Here is a 20749-nt window from a genome sequence, read left to right as displayed (position 1 = left end):
GTTTATAAGTACATTTAACGAATTAACGTTAGCCACAAGACAAAACAAAAAAAGACAAAAAAACATCACAGCCAATTGTTGTGATGTTAAAATTGACAAGCCACTTTTAAGGCTGTAAATATATATAGTAGAATTTAGCAGAGTTATAAATGCAATGTTGTTAAACACATTGCATTTATAATTTTATATTTGAAACTGCAATGGAGCATACAATGTCAGATCAAAAAGCAATATTACATTTACCAGGCCAAGAGCCTATTGAGCTTCCTATACTCAAGGGCACTGCGGGTAATGATGTTATTGATATTCGCGCATTAGGAAAAACAGGTTATTTTACTTATGATCCAGGGTTTCTTGCCACTGCATCATGCCAATCAAGCATCACTTATATCGATGGAGACGCCGGAATTTTGCAATATCGAGGTTACCCGATTGAGCAACTTGCCGAAAAATCAGATTATTTAGAAGTCTGTTATCTTCTTTTAAATGGTACTTTACCCGATAAAAAACAGTTTGATGATTTTCATCGCACTGTACTACGACATACGATGTTGCATGAGCAACTTGTTAAGCTTTATTCCGGTTTTCGCCGTGATTCACACCCGATGGCATTAATGGTGGGTGTTGTTGGCGCCCTTTCCGCCTTTTACCATGACTCTTTAGATATAAATAATGAATCACATCGTGAAATCGCAGCCTATCGCTTGATATCAAAAATGCCAACTTTGGCTGCGATGAGCTATAAATACTCGCAAGGACAACCTTTTATTTACCCAGATAACTCTCTTTCTTATGCGGGTAACTTTTTGAAAATGATGTTTGCCGTGCCGTGTGAAGAGTATGTCGTCAATCCTGTTCTTGAGCGCGCAATGGATAAAATATTTATTTTACATGCAGATCATGAGCAAAATGCCTCAACCTCAACCGTGCGCTTAGCCGGATCGTCAGGCGCAAATCCTTTTGCATGTATTGCAGCTGGGATTGCCTCTCTTTGGGGCCCTGCACATGGTGGCGCCAATGAAGCGTGTCTAGAAATGCTCGAAGAAATTGGCACCGTTGATCGTATTCCTGAGTTCGTGGCTCGTGCTAAAGACAAAGACGACCCATTCCGCTTAATGGGTTTTGGTCATCGCGTTTATAAAAGTCACGATCCTAGAGCAACGGTTATGCGTAAGACCTGCCACGCGGTATTAAGCGATCTTAAAATAAAAGATCCACTCCTTGATGTGGCGATGGAACTTGAGCGCATTGCGCTTGAAGATCCCTATTTCATCGAGAAAAAACTTTATCCTAATGTTGATTTTTATTCCGGTATTGTTTTACGTGCTATTGGTATCCCAAGCTCTATGTTTACCGTGATTTTTGCTATCTCTCGGACCATCGGCTGGATATCTCATTGGAAAGAAATGCTCGATCAACCCGGACAAAAAATAGGTCGTCCTCGCCAACTTTATACCGGACTTATCGATCAAAAATTTGATAATGTGACGGATCGTTGCAATTAATTAACCTTAATTAATATTAATTAAAACTTGATCCTATTGAGCCAGTGTTTACACTGGCTTTTTTATTTAAAAGAAAGAAAATGAAAAATCATTTAACAACCCTAACCAATGACCCCACTCTTTTCCCCAACGTCAGCCATGCATTAGAAGATCCTGAGGGCTTATTAGCCATCGGTGGTGATTTGCACCCATTACGTATTATAAATGCTTATCAACGCGGTATTTTCCCTTGGTATAATGAGGGAGAGCCACTACTTTGGTGGAGCCCGAATGAACGCGCAACGATCCTTGCCGGTAAAGTACATATTAGTAAAAGTATGCGCCGCCTGATACGCAAAGAAAATTATACGCTGAGTATCAATAAACACTTTTCAGAGGTGATCCATGCCTGCGCAGCGCCACGTAAAGGCCAACCGGGCACTTGGATAACGGCAGAGATGATCGATGCCTATCTGCAATTGCATCAACAAGGTTGGGCACACTCTGTAGAAGTTTTTAGGGGTAATGAATTAGTCGGCGGACTCTATGGTATTGGCCTAGGCCAAATTTTTTGCGGGGAATCGATGTTCAGTCGTAGCGAAAATGCCTCAAAAATGGCCTTTATTGCGTTACATCAGCATTTTCATGCAGCCAACGGCAAACTGATTGATTGCCAAATGCTAACACCACATTTAGCAAGCTTAGGCGTACAAGCAAGTAGCCGAGCTGATTTTATAAAACAGCTCAAGCTATATCAAAAAAATGCGCTTAAATTGGGTTGCTGGCAAGCACAAACGTTAACGCTCTCAACCATCTTCTAATTGTTGACTGAGAGCTTTAAGAGACGTTTTTTATGTTGCTAGTGTCATTTAAAAAATAGCAGTAACATAATTTATCCTTAAATTATTAAGGGCTTTTTATTGTTCATATTTCAAGTAGTTTTTAGAATAACGACCGAACGTTTTTAAGTTTTGTATTTCAGAGGCTGCTTTTTTTGCATTATCGCAATTCTTACGAGATAAGCCCTCACAACCTTTATAAATGGTTTCGAACGTTTCCTCTTCGTGCTCTACGTAATATCGAACACTATAAGTTGTGTCATTAAAACATGCAGATAGCGTTAAAAACAAAAAGCCTACTGACATTAATTTTATAATATTTATCATAATAAAGTCCTTTTTATCGTCTTTCGTTAAAAATATCGAACGCGGTAGGGAATATAATACTTGAACATTTTTTGTACTATTTAAACACTTTTGTCTGATCGCAGCTTAGGCGTACAAGCGAGTAGCCGAGCTGATTTTATAAAACAGCTCAAGCTATATCAAAAAAGTGCGCTTAAATTAGGTTGCTGGCAAGCACAAACGTTAACGCTCTCAACAATCTTCTAATTGTTGACTAATAGCTTTTAAGACATGTTTACGTGATATTAAGCCAATAAACAGATTATTTTCATCGACTATTGGATAAATTTTAGGTTTATTTTTTAACATGACTTGTCCTAAATCGAACACATTCATATCCGATTTTACAATCAACACCTCTTTAAACATCACATCTTCTACCAACGCAACGAGTTCACAGTGATAACTGGCTTCGAGCATTTTAGCTAAACAGTCTTGTTCCGATAACCAGCCGATCACATGACCGACATCATCTAAAACAGGGCCTCCGATTTGAGGATTCGCTAATAAAATCTCAACCGCAGACGCGATAGTCATCTCTTTTTTAAAAAATAAACTTTTACCAATCATATATTGTGCAATGTGTAAGTTATTCATAGACATCCCCTCTTTTTATCTCTGTATAGCTTAATCAATTTTTGGCATTTGTCGATTTTTAGGCGTAAATAAGTCGTCTTAGCGCAAAGGCTCTACCCTTAAATTATCTTTACCTGTAAAATAGATTTTTTATATTGCGCAAAGGTTATATATGGCATCTTTACAAGAACAATTGATGAAATCTGGTTTAATTAATAAACAAAAAGCAAAACAAGCACAAACAGAGAAACGCCGAAAAGCCAAACAAAAAAAGAAAAAAGGCACCGTACAAGTCTCTGAATTACAAGTGTCACTCGAACAACAAAAAGAGCAACAAAAAAACCAAGATTTAGAAAAAAATCGCCAACAACAAGCTGATTTAGATGCAAGGGCTGCGCATGGAAAATTAATACAGATGATAGCTCAGCACTGTGAAAAGAATTACCAAGGTGAGCTTGATTACCATTTTACTTACCAAAATAAAGTAAAACGCATTGCGATTAATAATAGTACACAACAAGCATTAATAAATGGTGCTTTGGCAATTTGTGTCCTCAACGATGCATTTTATCTGATCCATAAAGAGGCGGCTGAAACACTACGTGAAATTGATAGTTCGGTACTGGTCTCTTTACATGAAAAAATAGAAGCGTCACAACTTGATGAAGATGATCCGTATGCAGAATTTGCCGTACCCGATGATCTGATTTGGTAAAATCGATATCCTTTATGTAAAAAGAAATGCCCGACCTTTTGCTTAAAACAAAAAAACCAGCATTACGCTGGTTTTTTTTATTAAAGAGGGAGTTAACTTAGCTTGTTAAAGCAAGTGTATCTTCTGCGATAACCCATTCTTCATTTGTTGATACTACCATTGCAAGTGTGCTGTCTTTTGCACTGATCACGCCTTCTTTACCGAAGCGGTATTTCAGGTTAGCGTCATTATCAACTTTAAAGCCAAGTAAACTTAAACGATCTAATGTCATCGCACGAATTGGCGCTGAGTTTTCACCAATGCCACCGGTAAAGATAAGCGCATCCAGACGACCATCAAGTGCAGCTGTGTAGCTTGCGATGTATTTAGCAAGACGGTAACAATACAAGTCCATTGCACGTTTAGCGGCAGTATCTGTTGCGTAATTATCTTCAACAAAACGGCAATCACTGCTTTTTTCTGTTAAGCCCAATAAACCAGATTCTTTAGTTAACATCGTATTGATTTCATTTAGGCTGTAACCTAACTCATCATGAAGATGGAAAATGATAGCAGGATCAATATCACCACAACGTGTACCCATCACTAAACCTTCAAGTGGTGTCATACCCATTGATGTATCTACTGATTTACCATTTTTTATTGCACAAACAGAGCCACCGTTACCTAAATGACAGTTAATAATATTTAACTCATTTAATGGTTTGCCTAGTTTTTTAGCCACTTCAACACTGATGAAGTAATGACTTGTTCCATGCATACCGTAACGACGAATACCATTTTCTTTATATAGTTTATAAGGTAAAGCATATAAATAAGCGACTTCAGGCATACTTTGGTGGAATGCAGTATCAAAAACAGCTACATTTGGTAAAGATGGGAATGCATGTTGCGCAGCTTTAATACCCACGATATGTGCAGGATTATGCAATGGCGCAAGCGCTTTACATTCATCAATGCCACGTAAAACTTCATCACAGATCAATACAGACGAAGTGAATTTTTCACCTCCATGTACGATACGGTGACCAATACCATGTAAGCTTGCTTTAAGCTCAGTTTCTGTGCCCAGAATATCATTAACAATAAAATCTAATGCTTCTTGATGTGCACTTCCATTACCTAAATCTGCACTGCCTTTAGCGCCGTTTAATTTCCATTTAATCGAAGCATTCTCTAAATGCAGGCACTCAGCAAGACCCGTTAGTTTTTCATCGCCACTTATTGTGTCAATAATTGCAAATTTTAAAGATGAACTACCACAGTTCAGTACGAGGATCAGCTTATTGCTCATATCCAGAATATCCTTTATATAGAAGATCTATACCCATGAAATGCCAATATGCTTTCGAACGAGAGTCCATCGAATCACATCTTGAAGTAGCATAGGTATAACTAGGCTCGCTAAATGCTTAGCCTAAAAAAAAGGCTAGACTACAGGGGAAGAGCACAGATAACAATGCTAGAAATAACATATTTTATAAGCAATCAAATAAACATCACGATTCTTCTTGATAAGGCTTTTTTTATCTAAGGCCCTTCGCGCACATTTGAGCAAAAATGCGCGTGAATAACAGAGAAATTTCTATTACCTTCACCTTTAAAGCTTTATTATCAGGCTTTAACACGTAGCCGATGTGCGAGCCTAAAATCTGCGACACCGAAGCAAGTTTTGGCCCGAAAACGATACAAAAATGAGTGATCGTCAGCTTATGATCTCTTTGCTTCAATACGTCTATTTTGAAAATAAAAAAGCCACGAGTCCAAATACAGGTGGCTTTTAAAGCTAATATTATGTGTTATTAATCTTTTGCTGACTCGGTTAATATTTGGTAACGATCTTGACCCCACGCAACTGGTTTTGGTTTATCTTTGATCCAATTGTAAAAGGCATCTTTCATCTCTTTCACTTTAGCCGGGTATTTTTTCGCTAAATCAATAGATTCAGCAGGATCTTTTTTATCATTGAATAGTTTTACTTTATTTGATCCATCATCATAAAAATACAATGCCCAATCTTGATCGCGAATAGCCCAAGAGCCTTTTGATAGTTTTTCTAAATTAGGGTTTTTAGGGATAGTATCGGCTTCATAAGTGATCCATTTCCAGTATCCATACCAAAATTCATTGTTTTCTTCACTATAATGCCTCGCGCCAGGACCTGCCCAATATAAGTATTGGTGCGCAGACACATTCGTTTTACCTTCAAGGATTGGCATAATATCTTTACCATCAACTTGCATGGCAGTTGGAATTTTAATCCCAGCAGAGGCCAGAGCCGTAGGTAAAATATCTAAAGCCGAAATAAGTGTACTGCTTTGCGTACCCGCAGGGATATGTTTAGGCCAAGAGACAATAAAGGGAACTCGCACGCCTCCATTATACATTTGTCCTTTAAAACCTCTGTCCATACCATTCATTGGCATAGGAGATTCATGCACAGCACCATTATCCGATAAGAAAAATATAATGGTGTTATCTAACTCCCCTTTCTTCTCTAAATCCGCCATGATAATGCCTAAACCTTCATCGGCAGCATTAATCGCAGCAAAATATTTATCGGCTTCAACGTTTCCGGTATTAAATTTATCCATATATTTAGCCGGTGACGCCTCTTCAAGAGGGATATGTGGCACGCTATAAGATAAGTTAATAAAGAAGGGTTTATCACCACTCTGCTCAATAAATTTTAATGTTTCATTGGTTAAATGGTGAGTTAAATAACCCGGTGCAGATATGTTTTTAGAATTCTGCCAGATAGCAGGAGAATCCCACAATGCAGCCCCTGAGGCATAATAACTATATGAGTAATCAAAGCCACGCTCATTAGGTGCATAACCTTTTGGGATCAGTGTAATTTGATTATCGTGATAATCACGTGTTTGTGAATCTTTAGCGACGCGATTTTTACCTTGGATTTTCGAATTATGCCATTTACCAATAGTTGCGGTGCGGTAACCATTACTTTGGAAAAGTTCCGGTAATAATTTAATGTCTAAAGGAATACCCAGTTTTGCATCATCATTACTATAGGTCCCAAAACTGGTGGGATGACGCCCGGTAAAAATACCTGCACGTGATGGCCCACAAACAGGATGCGCCACAAAAGCATTGGTCATTTTAACCCCTGTCGCAGCTAACTTTTCAACATTGGGCATAGCGCGCCGCGCTGCATCAATCATTTTGTCTAAGTTACCTTGATAGCGCACTGGCACATCACGTTTAGCCAGTTCTGATTTATTCAAACTATCTAATGTAAAATTAAGTTGCCCTGTCCCTAAATCATCCATAATAACAAGTAGCACATTAGGCTGACTCGTATCATGATTGGCGGCATAAGTTGCCGGCGCGCCCAAGCAGGCAGCTGCTACTAAGCTCGCCAGTAGCGTCTTCTTCGTTGAAGATAAGATCATTTTTTACTCCTTTGATTGAATATTCCTTTACCTTTTATGGAGCGCCTTAGATCATTAAAATATGCGAAGACATAACATCAAACACTCTCATATATGTTATGAACGCCTAAAGCACTCTATTGTATCTCTCCATGTAACCTCAAGCCCCTTATCAGACCAGCACTAAACGCCTCGTTAGCATCTTGTAATGCAACGTCAATGTAGGATCCCTTTTGGGCTAAGACGTAAGGCTCAATTTAGCTTACTGATTTCGTACCTGAAGCATCTTGATACAGGTGTTTATTTATCATCGGCATCGCGTCCATTGCCATGCCACCTTGCTCAATCGCTTGCGACATCATATGCATCGCAGGCGCGGTTTGATTAAATATTTTTTTATAAGAGGCGCATAAATAATTGTGCTTATACTGCTCACCAGGCAAAGTGATAAGGCGGTGTTTAGGACACCCCCCATAACAAAGTCGGTATACATCACACTGCTCACAATTTTGTGTTAGCTCTTTTGATTTTGCGACCCCAAACGTTTTCTGCTGCTCAGAGCTTGCCATTTTAGCCAAGTTTATTTGCTTGATATTGCCTAACTTATTCGCAGGATACACATAATGATCACAAGAATAGACATCCCCGTTAGCTTCAATCACCATCGCTTGACCACACTCATACGACTGCACACAGGTCGATGCGGGGTAGCCCATCCAACCCGCAAGAATACTATCAAACATACGCACAAAAACATTACCGACATCTTTTTGTACCCATTCATTAAAAACGTCCATCATAAATAAACCATAGCCCTCTGCAGGCACAGAAAATGGGGCGAATTTTACGTCTTTATGTGGGGAGTAATGCGCCGCTTTTAAATCCTGACAACTCGCTTGCACTTCAACAATCGGGATAAATTGCATATGTGTTGCTCCGAGCGCCTTTAACGCAATGTACGTTTCTTTGCCACGTTGCCAGTTTTGATCGTTGATCACGGTAAGCGTATTAAACTCAACCTTATATTCTTTTAAAAGTTCAATGGCGCGTTTAACGCGCTCAAAGGTTGGCTTTCCGTTAACCGAGATACGGTATTTATCATGGACTTCAGCGATACCTTCAATGGAAACGCCAATTAAAAATTTATTCTGCGCAAAAAAACGCGCCCATTGCCGATTAATCGCCACGGCATTGGTCTGAAAACTATTGGTGATCGTTTTACCCTGTGCATGTTTTTGTTGATATTTTACCGCGCGTCGATAGAAATCTAATCCTGCTAACGTTGGCTCCCCACCTTGCCAAGAAAAATCAACGTCATCGCCTTGATGGGAGTGAATGTAATCCTCAATATAACGCTCTAACATGCCATTAGACATATTGTCACTGCTACTGTTTTTCGTCTCGCTAGTCTCGTTAACGACCCCATCTTTTTCTAAGTAAAAACAATAATCGCACTTTAAATTGCAATGAAAACTACTTGGTTTTGCCATCATATGAAAAGCGACAGGTTGCACATTATCAGCCATAGGGCTCTCCACAGTGTGAACTTAAAAAGGAAAACAACCATACATGAAAGAAAGTGAAACTTTTAAGATAAACATCACAACAAAAGAAAGGAAACAAAATAAAGAAAATATAAAACACAAATATATAAAAAAAACATTTTCAGTGACTTGTCGTCTCTATAAATTCGAAGAAAATGATCAACATAAATATCACCCTTATATGATTTATACCTTGTTTGAGTTGATAAATTGTTCAAGTGATAAGTTGTCTAGGTAGAGCTTGTCTGAGAGATTAAAGGGAATAAAAAAGAGAGAGGATAAAAAGAGTCAGTAGCGTAATTGATCGCATTTTTTAGCGCGATGAACACAAAAATTTCCAACCTCTTTATCTTAGCTAAAGTGCAGGCTTATTTTAATAAAATAGGTTTTAAAGTCGGTGTTTATAAAAGGCTTTATCAGGCTGGGTTAAGATCGCAGTGCAAGGCGCAACCCTTTTAGGCATTGCAACATACAAAAAATATTTTCAATTGCACTCCAAAAAGCAAACCAAATTAAACGCATTTTGTTTTTGACATATTGCTATAAAACATCAAGTAAAATAACTGTTTTAAAATTTTATGCCTAAAAGATAAGCTCAATCTGGCTTGCTAATTTTGCATCTTTATATCTCACCGCTATATACACTCAGAGGCATATACAAAGGTAAAAGTGATATTAGGCTTTGAGTCCCATTAATAGCGCCTCTAATCTTTCGCGCTGCGTACTTAACGCGTCAATATTATGATTGCCTGATTGCAGTAGTTCATTAACATCACTTGCTTGTTCGCGAATAGACTCAACACTCAATGCTATATTTTCAGCCACGTTACTCTGCTCTTGTGCGTATTCGGCTATTTGCCCACTACTTGTAGAAAGCACTTTATTTTTATCTGATAAATCATCAATTTTAACATTCACATCCTGCATTAAATCTAAGCCTTTTTGGGTGTTAGTCACCGTATTGTTCATTAATGATGTTAACGATTTAGTGTTTTTCTGTAAGGCTTCAATCATACTCTGAATTTTAATCGTCGCCTCTTGTGTACGCCCAGCAAGTGCACGCACCTCATTGGCCACTATTGCAAACCCTCGGCCTTGCTCTCCCGCTCGAGCTGCCTCAATAGCGGCATTTAAAGCGAGTAAATTTGTTTGCTCTGAGATAGAGCGAATGGTGCTCAGCACCGTATCGATTTCAAGTGCATTGCTCTCAAGTTCATTTACCGCGGAGGCAGCTAAATGAATATCAGTATTTAAGCTAGATATATAATGTAACGTTTCTTCTACTTTAACTTGTCCAAGTTGTGCCACTTTATGTACTTCATCACTTTTTAAACTCGATTCGAGCGCTAAATCCGTCACATTTCCAATACGCGCCAACATCTGCTCACTCGCAGTTGCTAATGCATCTAAATTGACTTGTTGCTGTTTCGACAAGTCATAGCTCTTTTGAGAGGATGTATTTAACTCTAAGCTTATCGATTGCATCAAACTGACCGATCCCCTGATTGCCAAGACCAGTTTTTGTTCACGATCAGCAACGGCATCTATATTTATCGCAATAGAGCTAAATTCATCGCGCACTTTAAAATAATTAAGGCGCGCCACTAGATCACCCTTAGCTAAAAGATGTAAGGCTTTATTAATTGAAAACATAGCACCACCAATAAAACTCATCATGTAATACATCAACACAGACAATGTGCAGAGTAGTGCGCTGATAATAAGAAGGGTTTGTAACGATAAGATCGAGATGAACGTCGGCGTATATTGGGCAGAAAGAGTAGAATTCCCTGTTTGATAAACAGAAAAAATGCCCTCTTTGGCTAAAATATTATTTACTTTGTCAGCGCTTAACTCACTGTTGTTAATAAGCAACTCTAAGCTGTGCATATTTGATGTTAACAAGCCTTGCATGTGTGCATTAGCAGTATAGGTTAATAAGGCAATCACCAGTACGATGGCCAGTAAGGGTAATAAAAATAATAAGTAAAATTTTTCTTGAATGCTTAAATTAATTAAATACTTGTCTATCCAACGAAATGCTATCTCTTTCATTATTAAAATCCTTTTCATCAATAAAATAGTAGTGATTGTTGCATCAATTATCTGCGCCTACCAACAAAAACCAAGGTAATTCCTTAAACTAAAAAGACGCATTACTAAATAGTAAATTTCCATTGCGTCTCATTAAAAACACTTAAAATTAACAATAAAAACAAATATTATCAATGACATCCAAGTTAAAGTGAGATGTCATTACTTGTTTTTTAAAAGCGAATATATCTTTAATCAGTACTCTCTCCGCACTAAAAACAGGGAAATTAACCAATTAAAAATGCAACTAACACATGTTCACCGTTCTCACCTTGATCTCATTTATTTCTATTTACTTAATATCCCCTTCTTTATTCTCGGCCTTAATATTGTCTTTATTTTTAGAAATAACAGCTAAAAATTAGAATTGTAAAATCTTGTTTATTTTTTGAAATTACCTATTAAACACCTTTTTTGATCAGACTAAAAAATATCCCCCCCTTAAAACCTTAAAAATTAAAGGTGTTTTATTTGCCTTTTTTAAGAAAAATAAACACACCCTCCTCCACGGGTAACCTATAACCCTATTTATTAATGTTAAATGTAAATAAGTTGTTAACAAATAGACACTTAAAGATAAAAATAGAACTTGCAACACGAATCATTTTCATTTAGATTTAGCTTTATATCAATAATTTAGTTGTGGTTATTAAACGATTTTAACGTTTCATTCTTATTAGAGCGTATGCCTATGCATACACTGATGAAAATAAACAACCATTACTTAAGCGTCATAAATCGACCTGATTATTTTACGTTTTATGCATTAGTCGAATTAAATCTAAAAATAAACCTTTAAAAAAAATGTCATGTTACCAAGATGTGATCGTTTTTTTAATACAGACTCATTATTAAAACCGACTAAATTTATTGATAAGAATTTATTTTATCTCGAGGAAAAAAAGCCATGAATTGTGCAACGTTTAATAATCTAATGACATCCTCCGTATCGCTTAAAGAAGAGTATTTAATAGTGCCAAAAAATTTATCTCAAGCAGAAATCAATAAAGAATACATGATCAAAGATGTCATCGCAGACGACAAAGATATTGTTGACTTTCTATTTACATTGGGCTGTTTCAAAGGCGAAACCATCACTATTATTTCTATCCTTGCCGAAAACTTTGTGATCACACTTAAAGATGCTCGCTACAGTATCGACAGTGAACTCGCAGCTGCAGTGCTTTTGTAAGCACGTAGCAGACTTTTTTTACCGTAACACCCTTAAAATTATAAAAACAGGACCGAAGTTATTTCCTTTACGGAGAAAACTTATCATTTTAATTAGGAGAATTTTTTGAAAATCGCATTAGCTGGTAATCCCAATAGTGGGAAGACAACTTTATTTAACGCGTTGACAGGCAAAACGGCACACGTCGGGAATTGGGCAGGCGTTACCGTCAATAAAAAAGAAGGTTTAGTCAAAAAAACGCTTAATAAATCAAATGTCGCTATTACCGCCGTTGATTTACCAGGAGCATATTCTATGTCTCCTTTTTCATCAGAAGAAGTGATCACTCGCGACTTCGTTAAGAATGAACAACCCGCAGTGATCATTAATATTGTCGATGCCACTAACTTAAGTCGTAGTTTGTTTTTCACCACGCAATTACTAGAGCTTGGTATTCCGGTGGTTGTTGCCCTTAATAAAAGCGATTTAACCAAAAAGAAAAAAACAATCATTGATATTGAAGTATTAAGCAAAACGCTTGGTTGCCCGGTGATTGAAGTGACCGCAACAAAAAATAGTGGTCATGGTCTTGAAGCGCTTCTTGAAAAAGTAGTGATCATTAAGAATGGAACACAAGACGCGCCATTTAAAATGGGAGATATCAACTTAAATGATGCTGATGCCATTAAAGCATCTGATATCAAACGCTTTGACTTTGTAAAACAACTTGTTAATAAAATCGAAAACAGAAAAAACAAAAGCAACCAGCAAACCACACAAGATGCAGTTGATCGCATTGTGGCGCATAAATGGCTGGGGCTACCTATCTTTGCCGTGATCATGTGGGCTGTATTTTCTATTTCGCAAACGCATTTAGGTCCTATTTTAGCCGAAATTCTTGGGGGCTGGATTGATGCTTTTTATGGTTTGGTCGAGGGCTTACTCGGCAGTGATGTTTCACCCGTTTTAAGCGCATTATTATTAGATGGTATTATTGGTGGTGTCGGCGCGGTGGTCGGCTTCTTACCGCTTATTATGGTGCTCTTTTTCTTGCTTGCTATGCTAGAAGATTGTGGTTATATGGCACGTGTTGCCGTCGTTATGGATCGTTATTTCAAACGCGTCGGTTTATCAGGCAAGTCTATTATCCCGATGGTCATTGGTACAGGTTGCTCAATTCCCGGTATTATGGCAACGCGTACCATCAAAAACGAAAGACAACGTAGAACAACTGCCATGTTAGCGCCCTTTATGCCTTGTGGTGCAAAACTACCGGTTATCGCTTTATTTGCGGGTGTGTTTTTTAATGACGCCGCATGGGTCGGCACCTTAATGTACTTTATGGGTATTGGCATTATTATTTTAGGCGCTTTATTGGTGGTACGTATTACCGGTGAAAAACATGCGCGTTCATTTTTCGTTATGGAATTACCTGAATATCGTTTCCCAAGTATTCAAAGAGCCGTAACCTCAACGTTGTCTCGTGCAAAAGCGTTCATTATAAAAGCTGGTACTATCATTTTATTATGTAATGCTGCCGTGCAAATAATGCAAACGTTCACTTGGCAGTTTGAAGTCGTTGCACAGGGCGCGCAAAGCACCAGTATTTTAGCCAGTATTTCTTCACCTTTTGCTTTTGTGCTTATCCCTCTTGGATTTGGGGTATGGCAATTAGCAGCAGCTGCTATCACAGGTTTTATCGCCAAAGAAAACGTTGTCGGCACATTGGCAGTGGTTTACAGCATCACCAACTTTATTGATACTGATGAGTTAGCGCTTGTAGGTGGTAGTTCAGATGTTGCCAGTATTATGGGACTGTCCTCTGTGGCCGCTTTATCCTACTTAATTTTTAACCTTTTCACTCCCCCTTGCTTTGCGGCCATTGGCGCAATGAATGCGGAAATGGAAGATAAAAAATGGTTATGGGGTGGCGTCGCATTCCAATTCGGAATGGGCTATTTTGCAGCATTTATCACTTATCAAGTCGGAACGTTAATAACCACAGGCTTAGTCGGTGATGGCTTTGTTTATGGCTTTATTGGTTGTTCATTACTTGTGGGTTGTCTTTTCCACTTGGTAAGAAAAGGCGACAAACAGGCTGAGATCACTTTAAAAATGGCTAACGCTTAGGATTTTTCATGCTCAATATTATTGTTTTATTTGTTATTGGTTTAATTTTAGCGCTTTCCATTAGTAAAATTGTTGCCGATAAACGCAGAGGCGTTAAATGCATCGGCTGCTCGTTGAGTAGCCAATGTGATAGTCCCCCTGTAAAGCACAAAATGGCGGATAAAACGCAAACAATAAAAATAAAACAAATCATATAAAAAAAAGAGCGGGAGGATCTCCCGCTCTTTTTTCTTCAAAAACACTGCAGCACCCCATATCTACTTTCTTATCCTTCAAAAAACAATAAAATTCAATATCTTATATCTAACAATCAGACCTTTTCTTGTTCTATTTTAATTGTGATCCTGCTTGCACAGGTTACAATCGCCTCTTTATTATTGTAAAGAGCACTTTCTATATGATCAATGTTGCATTAATTGACGATCACGTCATTGTTCGCTCGGGATTTGCACAATTATTATCCCTAGAAACAGATATTAAAATTGTGGCGGAGTTCTCAAGTGCAGCCCAAGCACGCCAGGGTCTACCCGGCATTCAAGCACATGTCTGTATTATTGATATCTCGATGCCCGATGAAAGTGGCTTATCTCTTCTTGAAGACTTACCCTCGGGACTTGCTTGTATCATGTTAAGTGTGCACGATTCAGTGGCGATTATTGAAAAGTCCTTGCAACTCGGTGCGCTTGGCTATCTCAGTAAACGTTGTAGCCCTGATGAGTTAATACAGGCGGTGCGCGAAGTCGCTACAGGAAAGGTTTACTTAACGCCTGAATTAGCAGCTAAATTAAAATCAGCCGTTGCTGCGCCACTTGCTATTAATCAATTAACCAAGCGCGAAGATCAAATTAGTCGCCTTCTTGCCAATGGCTTAGAAATAAAGACCATTGCAGATATGCTTAATCTAAGCCCAAAAACAATACACGTGCACCGCGCCAATGCCATGCAAAAATTACACGTTAAAAATAATGTTGCTTTAGCCAAGTATTTTAATAATGAGCCGTTGTAATGCGCTCATACCTGATTGCCAGCATTGGCGCCAGCCTCTTTTTTAGTTGTACTTGGTTTTGCCTTTGGGTGCTTTCATATGCTTTTATCTTAGCGCCCGAACAAGCGATTTTACTTTTCCCCTTTGCGCTGCGCTTAGGTTTAACTTTACACTCGCCGATGCGTTTTTGGCCTGCTATCTATTTAAGTGAATGGCTATTAATGATCGCGTTAGCAACGGTATTGAACCTGCCTCAATGGCAAATGATGTTTCTACTGAGTTTATTAAGTTTACCCATTATCTATATCGCCAAAAAACATTATGTCGGAGAACAATGGCAACGTCTTAGTATTATGGGCGTCTTAGTGGTTCTTATTGCGACTTTAAATACCTTGATCATGCTGGCGTTTGATCATGATCCGGGGATGACTTTTTTGTTAACTATCACCGGCTCTTTGATGATAGTGCCGAGTTGTTATTTGATTTGGAGTTACCTATTTCAAAACAAGTGGGAGCCTTTAAATGTTGATTTACTTAACACCCCCATCACCTTGCACAGTCGTCGCATTATTTTTTATGCCAGTATTTTTATACTCAACATCATCATACAAGTAAAACTACCCATTGAATTGCGTCAATTTGCCCCCTTTTGTTTAGCGATCCCGATCATTATCTTTGCTTTTCGTTATGGTTGGAAAGGTGCGTTATTGGCCACGCTGTTAAACAGTATTGCACTGATTGCAGCTAGAAATGGTGTCAGCGACTTGCAAATAACCGATTTATTATTGTCTCTTTCAGCGCAAAGTTTAACGGGGATACTCCTAGGGATGGGCATTGAAAGGCAACATGAGCTCAATAATAAACTGCGTCATGAACTCACCCGAAATCACACGTTATCACGTCAGTTAGTAAAAACAGAAGAGAGTATTCGCCGTGAAATAGCGCGCGAGTTACACGATGAAATCGGCCAAAACATTACCGCTATTCGCACCCAAGCAAGCATTATTGATCGCGTAGAAAAAACGCCGATTAGCGCACAATGCGCTCGCATGATAGAGCAACTTTCCCTTAATATTTATGACACAACGAAAGACTTACTGGTGCGTTTACGTCCTAAAACATTAGACGATTTAGGACTAAAAGATGCAATTTATCAATTGCTCAGAGAAATGCAATGCAATGAGCATGGTATTAAAACCCATATTTCATGGCAGGAAAAAAACCTAAAAGATCCCCAAAAATGCGATACCACGCAGGTCACCCTATATCGAATATGCCAAGAAGCACTTAACAACATTATTAAGTATGCACATGCCAGTGAGGTGAATATTGACTTTAGGTTTGACCTTGAAGCTCATCTGAATATTCGAGATAACGGCATTGGCTTTGATCCCGACAACCTCGAAAAGGGTTTGGGATTACAAGGGATAAAAGAGCGCGTACAGGTGCTTGGGGGTAAATTTGAATTGATATCAAGCGCTAACAAAGGTACCCAACTAAACATAACATTGCCCTTACTATAAAAGTTGGCACTTTAATTAACAGAATAAGACATAATTTATGATTGATTTTTTAAGTAAAGAGAAGACAAGCGCACCGTTACAAGATAAACAAAAAATAGATGAGACTTATCGTTACTGGCGCTTACATTTAATGCTAACCATGTATGTGGGTTATGCGATGTTTTATTTAACGCGTAAAAGTTTTAATTATGCGATGCCTGCAATGATTGCCGATTTAGGCCTTGATAAAACAGATATCGGTATGATGGGGACCCTTTTCTATCTCACTTATGGCGCCTCTAAATTCTTTTCGGGGATTTTATGCGATCAAAGCAACTCGCGTTATTTTATGGGCGTCGGCTTGATCCTCACCGGTATCACCAACATTTTATTTGGTTTTTCGAGTAGTGTTTTAGCGTTTACTTCACTATGGATCTTAAATGCGCTCTTTCAAGGCTGGGGATGGCCTCCTTGCGCTAAGTTACTCAGCACTTGGTACTCTCGATCTGAACGCGGGTTTTGGTGGGCGATATGGAATACCGCGCATAATGTGGGGGGCGCTTTGATCCCTTTATTGGTTGGCTTTATCACGCTGCATTATAGCTGGCGTTATGCCCTTATCTTCCCCGGTATCTGCGCTATTTTTGGTGGTGTTTTTTTATGTTGGCGTTTACGCGATAAACCCGCTTCACTCGGTCTCCCAAGTATTGGGAAGTGGCGTAACGACAAACTTGAACTACGTCATGAGAATGAAGGATTAAACCTGACTTCGCAACAGATCTTAAAAAAATACGTATTAACAAATAAGTATATTTGGTTACTTGCGTTTAGCTATCTGTTGGTTTATATCGTACGTATTGCCATTAATGACTGGGGGAATTTATACCTGACTGAAGTCTTTAATTATGACTTGATCACCGCGAATACCGCATTATCGTTGTTTGAGGTCGGTGGTTTTATTGGCTCTCTCGTGGCAGGATGGGGATCAGATCTTATTTTTAAAGGTAACCGAGGCCCAATGAATTTAATCTTTTCTATTGGCATCTTTTTAGCCGTCGGTGCACTTTGGCTTATCCCATCAAGTACTTTTATTTTACAAGCTGCCTGTTTTTTTACGATTGGATTTTTTGTATTTGGGCCGCAAATGCTCATCGGTATGGCTGCAGCCGAATGCTCACACAAAAATTCAGCGGGTGCGGCCACCGGATTTGTGGGCTTATTCGCCTATATGGGCGCAGCGCTTGCAGGGTATCCTTTAGCCTTAATACTGCAACAATATCACTGGGCAGGATTTTTCACGGTGATCTCTTGTGCAGCGGTGATCATTGGCTTACTTTTATTACCTTTTTTACAGGCGCAGGCCCCTATAAAAACTTAAATTTACAAACAATAAAAGTCGAATACGCGCATCTTGTGAGGCTACGACGAATAAAAGAGACACAGGTAACGTGATATAAAAAGTAGCACTGACATCAAGTGGCACTTGACGTTACGGGCTCTTTATTACGCGTAACCTCTTTAACGTTTTTACTTTATTTTCTTATTTATAATTTTCCACTCATTGCCACTAGACGACTGGTCTATTTTGTTTTATGATGGGCTCATGAAAATAGAAAGCAATACAACACGACAACATATTTTAGACTGTGGTTATCAATTGATAGCAAGGCAGGGTTTTTCTAATGTAGGTCTCGCGCAAATACTCAAGCACGCAGAAGTACCCAAAGGATCTTTTTATCATTACTTTAAATCGAAAGAACTTTTTGGCGAAGCCCTTATTCAGGATTATTTTGCACAATACGACATTGAACTAACGGCCTTTTTTGATACGCCTAATGGCAGCGCCTTTGATAAACTTATTGCTTATTGGCAACGCTGGATTGATGCTCAAAATACACAAGGGGTAGTACATACCTGTCTTGTCGTTAAATTAAGCGCTGAAGTATCTGATCTTTCCGAGTCCATGCGCATCGCCTTATTGGCAGGTGCAAAAAAGATCATTGCAAGTTTAAGTTTATGCATTGAAGCGGGCATAAAAGATAAATCCATTGCGGTAAAAGAAGCAAGTCAATGTGCAGAGCTACTCTATAACCTATGGATAGGCGCAAGTTTACTGTGCAAACTCAGTAAAGACAGCCATGGTTTAGAACAAACAATGCGCTTCACTAAAGATATTTTAAATAATAAAGCACATTTTTAAACACCAAAATCATGCCTACATGGCGTGATTTTTTACAACAGCAGACTAGACGACCAGTCTAATTGTATATTAATAGAAGATAAGGGTTAACCATGAGCAATCATCAAAACAGGCAAGTTCTTTTAAACGCACGCCCTATTGGCGCGCCTAAATTAACTGATTTTAATTTAAAATCAAGCGCAAAACCAAGCATCAAAGACGGAGAGGTTTTGTTACGCAGTATCTATTTATCTCTCGACCCGTATATGCGAGGCAGAATGAGTGATGCAGCCTCTTATGCTGATCCCGTTGCCATTAATGATGTCATGGTCGGTGCGACGGTATGCCAAGTAGACGCCTCTAAAAATAGCCAATTTAAAACCGGTGACTGGGTGCTAGCCTACTCTGGATGGCAAGACTTTAGCGTTTCTAATGGTGACGGATTAGTGCCTTTAGGCCAATCACCACAAAACCCATCTCATGCACTGGGCATCATGGGTATGCCAGGCTTTACCGCTTATATGGGGCTTCTCGATATTGGTCAGCCTAAATCAGGGGATACCTTAGTTGTCGCGGCTGCGAGTGGCCCAGTCGGTGCAACCGTTGGTCAAATCGGCAAACTAAAAGGTTGCCGCGTTATCGGCGTCGCCGGTGGCAGTGAAAAATGTGACTATGTTAAAAATGTTTTAGGATTTGATGATTGCTTAGATCATCACGATCCAGAATTTGCTCAAAAATTAGCACTAGCTTGCCATAACGGCATTGATATCTATTATGAAAATGTCGGCGGTAAAGTCTTTGATGCCGTACTGCCTTTACTCAATACGGGCGCACGCATCCCCGTTTGTGGCCTTATTTCACAATATAATGCAACGGCATTAGATCAAGGTCCCGATCGCCTTTCATTATTAATGGGTACTATTTTAGTCAAACGCATCAAAATGCAAGGCTTTATTATTTTTGATGATTACGCACATCGTTATGATGAATTTGCAGCAGAAATGACGCAATGGCTAAGCGAAGGAAAAATACATTATCGTGAACATCTTATCGATGGACTTGAAAATGCACCGCAAGCCTTTATTGGTTTGTTAGAAGGTAAAAACTTTGGAAAATTAGTCATTCAAGTAAATACACCTAACTTATAAGCATTGAGGATAAAAAATGATCACTTTACACCACCTAAACAAATCACGCTCAAAACGTATTATTTGGTTATTAGAAGAACTCGGCGTTGAATATGAAATTGTTTCTTATCAAAGAGATAAAGACTCTTTCTTAGCACCGGCAAGTTTAAAAAAGATCCATGCGCTTGGTAAATCACCAGTGCTTGAAGATAACGGACAAATGATCGCAGAATCGGGCGCTATCACAGAATACTTAATTACACGTTATGGCAACGGAAAATTAGCCCCACAACGCGATTCAAAAGAGTATATTGAATACATACAGTGGTTACATTTTGCAGAAAGTTCAGCCATTTTACCTCTCTTAATGAAAATGTTTTTACAAAAAGATGGCTGTGAAACACGTTTTCTAAATACTTATGTAGATATTGAAACTGAAAAAGTTATCTCTTATTTTAATGCATCACTTGAAGGTAAAACTTACCTTGTTGGTGAACGCTTAAGCGGCGCAGATATTATGATGTCATTTATTGTTGAAATATTAAGTAACAGCCTCACTTTAGATAATTTTGAACACATTAAACGCTATGACGCATTGTTAAAAACACATGCCTCTTTTAATAAAGCCGATTTATTAGAAGCACAAAATAGCACCCTTTAACTCTT

Annotated in this window: 18 protein-coding genes; 12 read left to right on the top strand and 6 right to left on the bottom strand. The window is 38.6% G+C overall.

The genetic code is table 11. The annotated features are described in order from the left end of the window. The first annotated feature begins 212 nt into the window (after positions 1-212). A complete protein-coding gene (locus PCNPT3_RS05225) occupies positions 213-1505 on the top strand; it encodes a citrate synthase (protein ID WP_015464824.1) in 1293 nt (430 codons plus the stop codon). A gap of 80 nt (positions 1506-1585) precedes the next feature. Beyond that, positions 1586-2305 carry a leucyl/phenylalanyl-tRNA--protein transferase gene (aat, locus tag PCNPT3_RS05220; protein WP_015464823.1) on the top strand — a complete coding sequence of 240 codons (720 nt, stop codon included), beginning with the start codon at positions 1586-1588 and terminating at the stop codon, positions 2303-2305. A 96-nt stretch (positions 2306-2401) separates the two neighbouring features. Here the strand turns inward: aat and PCNPT3_RS05215 are convergent, their stop codons facing one another. Both PCNPT3_RS05215 and PCNPT3_RS05210 read right to left on the bottom strand, forming a co-directional pair. Next, the gene (locus tag PCNPT3_RS05215) at positions 2402-2650 is read right to left on the bottom strand and encodes an EexN family lipoprotein (protein WP_015464822.1); all 249 of its coding nucleotides are present in this window, start codon (positions 2648-2650) and stop codon (positions 2402-2404) included. A 210-nt stretch (positions 2651-2860) separates the two neighbouring features. Beyond that, positions 2861-3265 (bottom strand): CBS domain-containing protein, encoded by a 405-nt coding sequence (locus PCNPT3_RS05210; RefSeq protein WP_015464821.1) that lies wholly within the window; start codon positions 3263-3265, stop codon positions 2861-2863. Positions 3266-3416: 151 nt separating this feature from the next. On the opposite strand from PCNPT3_RS05210, the gene PCNPT3_RS05205 reads away from it, so the two are divergent. Then, a complete protein-coding gene (locus PCNPT3_RS05205; protein WP_015464820.1) occupies positions 3417-3959 on the top strand; it encodes a DUF2058 domain-containing protein in 543 nt (180 codons plus the stop codon). Between the two features lie 97 nt (positions 3960-4056). On the opposite strand, the gene PCNPT3_RS05200 is transcribed toward PCNPT3_RS05205, so the two are convergent. The 4 genes from PCNPT3_RS05200 to PCNPT3_RS05180 all read right to left on the bottom strand — a co-directional run bounded on the left by PCNPT3_RS05200 (position 4057) and on the right by PCNPT3_RS05180 (position 10950). Continuing rightward, entirely contained in the window at positions 4057-5253 is a 1197-nt protein-coding gene (locus PCNPT3_RS05200; RefSeq protein WP_015464819.1) for an acetate kinase, read from the bottom strand. Between the two features lie 508 nt (positions 5254-5761). Then, the gene (locus PCNPT3_RS05195; RefSeq protein ID WP_015464818.1) at positions 5762-7372 is read right to left on the bottom strand and encodes a sulfatase family protein; all 1611 of its coding nucleotides are present in this window, start codon (positions 7370-7372) and stop codon (positions 5762-5764) included. A gap of 236 nt (positions 7373-7608) precedes the next feature. Further along, positions 7609-8877: an anaerobic sulfatase maturase gene (locus PCNPT3_RS05190; RefSeq protein ID WP_015464817.1), complete on the bottom strand. Its 1269-nt coding sequence runs from the start codon at positions 8875-8877 to the stop codon at positions 7609-7611. A gap of 693 nt (positions 8878-9570) precedes the next feature. After that, entirely contained in the window at positions 9571-10950 is a 1380-nt protein-coding gene (locus PCNPT3_RS05180) for a methyl-accepting chemotaxis protein (RefSeq protein ID WP_015464815.1), read from the bottom strand. 946 nt (positions 10951-11896) lie between these two features. Here PCNPT3_RS05180 and PCNPT3_RS05175 point away from each other — a divergent pair. The 9 genes from PCNPT3_RS05175 to PCNPT3_RS05135 all read left to right on the top strand — a co-directional run bounded on the left by PCNPT3_RS05175 (position 11897) and on the right by PCNPT3_RS05135 (position 20744). Next, on the top strand, positions 11897-12181 hold the full coding sequence (locus PCNPT3_RS05175) for a FeoA family protein (RefSeq protein ID WP_015464814.1): 285 nt from the start codon (positions 11897-11899) through the stop codon (positions 12179-12181). Between the two features lie 105 nt (positions 12182-12286). Continuing rightward, complete coding sequence (gene feoB, locus PCNPT3_RS05170) at positions 12287-14290, top strand: ferrous iron transport protein B (RefSeq protein WP_015464813.1); 2004 nt, start codon at positions 12287-12289, stop codon at positions 14288-14290. Positions 14291-14298: 8 nt separating this feature from the next. Continuing rightward, a complete protein-coding gene (locus PCNPT3_RS14265; RefSeq protein ID WP_015464812.1) occupies positions 14299-14487 on the top strand; it encodes a FeoB-associated Cys-rich membrane protein in 189 nt (62 codons plus the stop codon). A 200-nt stretch (positions 14488-14687) separates the two neighbouring features. Then, the gene (gene uhpA / locus PCNPT3_RS05160; RefSeq protein WP_015464811.1) at positions 14688-15296 is read left to right on the top strand and encodes a transcriptional regulator UhpA; all 609 of its coding nucleotides are present in this window, start codon (positions 14688-14690) and stop codon (positions 15294-15296) included. Next, positions 15296-16798 carry a signal transduction histidine-protein kinase/phosphatase UhpB gene (uhpB, locus tag PCNPT3_RS05155; RefSeq protein ID WP_015464810.1) on the top strand — a complete coding sequence of 501 codons (1503 nt, stop codon included), beginning with the start codon at positions 15296-15298 and terminating at the stop codon, positions 16796-16798. Before uhpA ends, uhpB begins: the two co-directional genes overlap by 1 nt. A 37-nt stretch (positions 16799-16835) precedes the next feature. After that, positions 16836-18155: an MFS transporter gene (locus tag PCNPT3_RS05150; RefSeq protein ID WP_015464809.1), complete on the top strand. Its 1320-nt coding sequence runs from the start codon at positions 16836-16838 to the stop codon at positions 18153-18155. Between the two features lie 225 nt (positions 18156-18380). After that, entirely contained in the window at positions 18381-18977 is a 597-nt protein-coding gene (locus PCNPT3_RS05145) for a TetR/AcrR family transcriptional regulator (protein ID WP_015464808.1), read from the top strand. Positions 18978-19069: 92 nt separating this feature from the next. Continuing rightward, complete coding sequence (locus PCNPT3_RS05140; RefSeq protein ID WP_015464807.1) at positions 19070-20104, top strand: NADP-dependent oxidoreductase; 1035 nt, start codon at positions 19070-19072, stop codon at positions 20102-20104. A 16-nt stretch (positions 20105-20120) separates the two neighbouring features. Continuing rightward, entirely contained in the window at positions 20121-20744 is a 624-nt protein-coding gene (locus PCNPT3_RS05135; protein ID WP_015464806.1) for a glutathione S-transferase family protein, read from the top strand. The last annotated feature ends 5 nt before the right edge of the window (positions 20745-20749 follow it).

The sequence above is a fragment of the Psychromonas sp. CNPT3 genome (assembly GCF_000153405.2).
GTDB lineage: Bacteria > Pseudomonadota > Gammaproteobacteria > Enterobacterales > Psychromonadaceae > Psychromonas.
The sequence above is the reverse complement of the archived record's forward strand: the minus strand, read 5'-3'. Positions and strand labels throughout refer to the sequence as shown.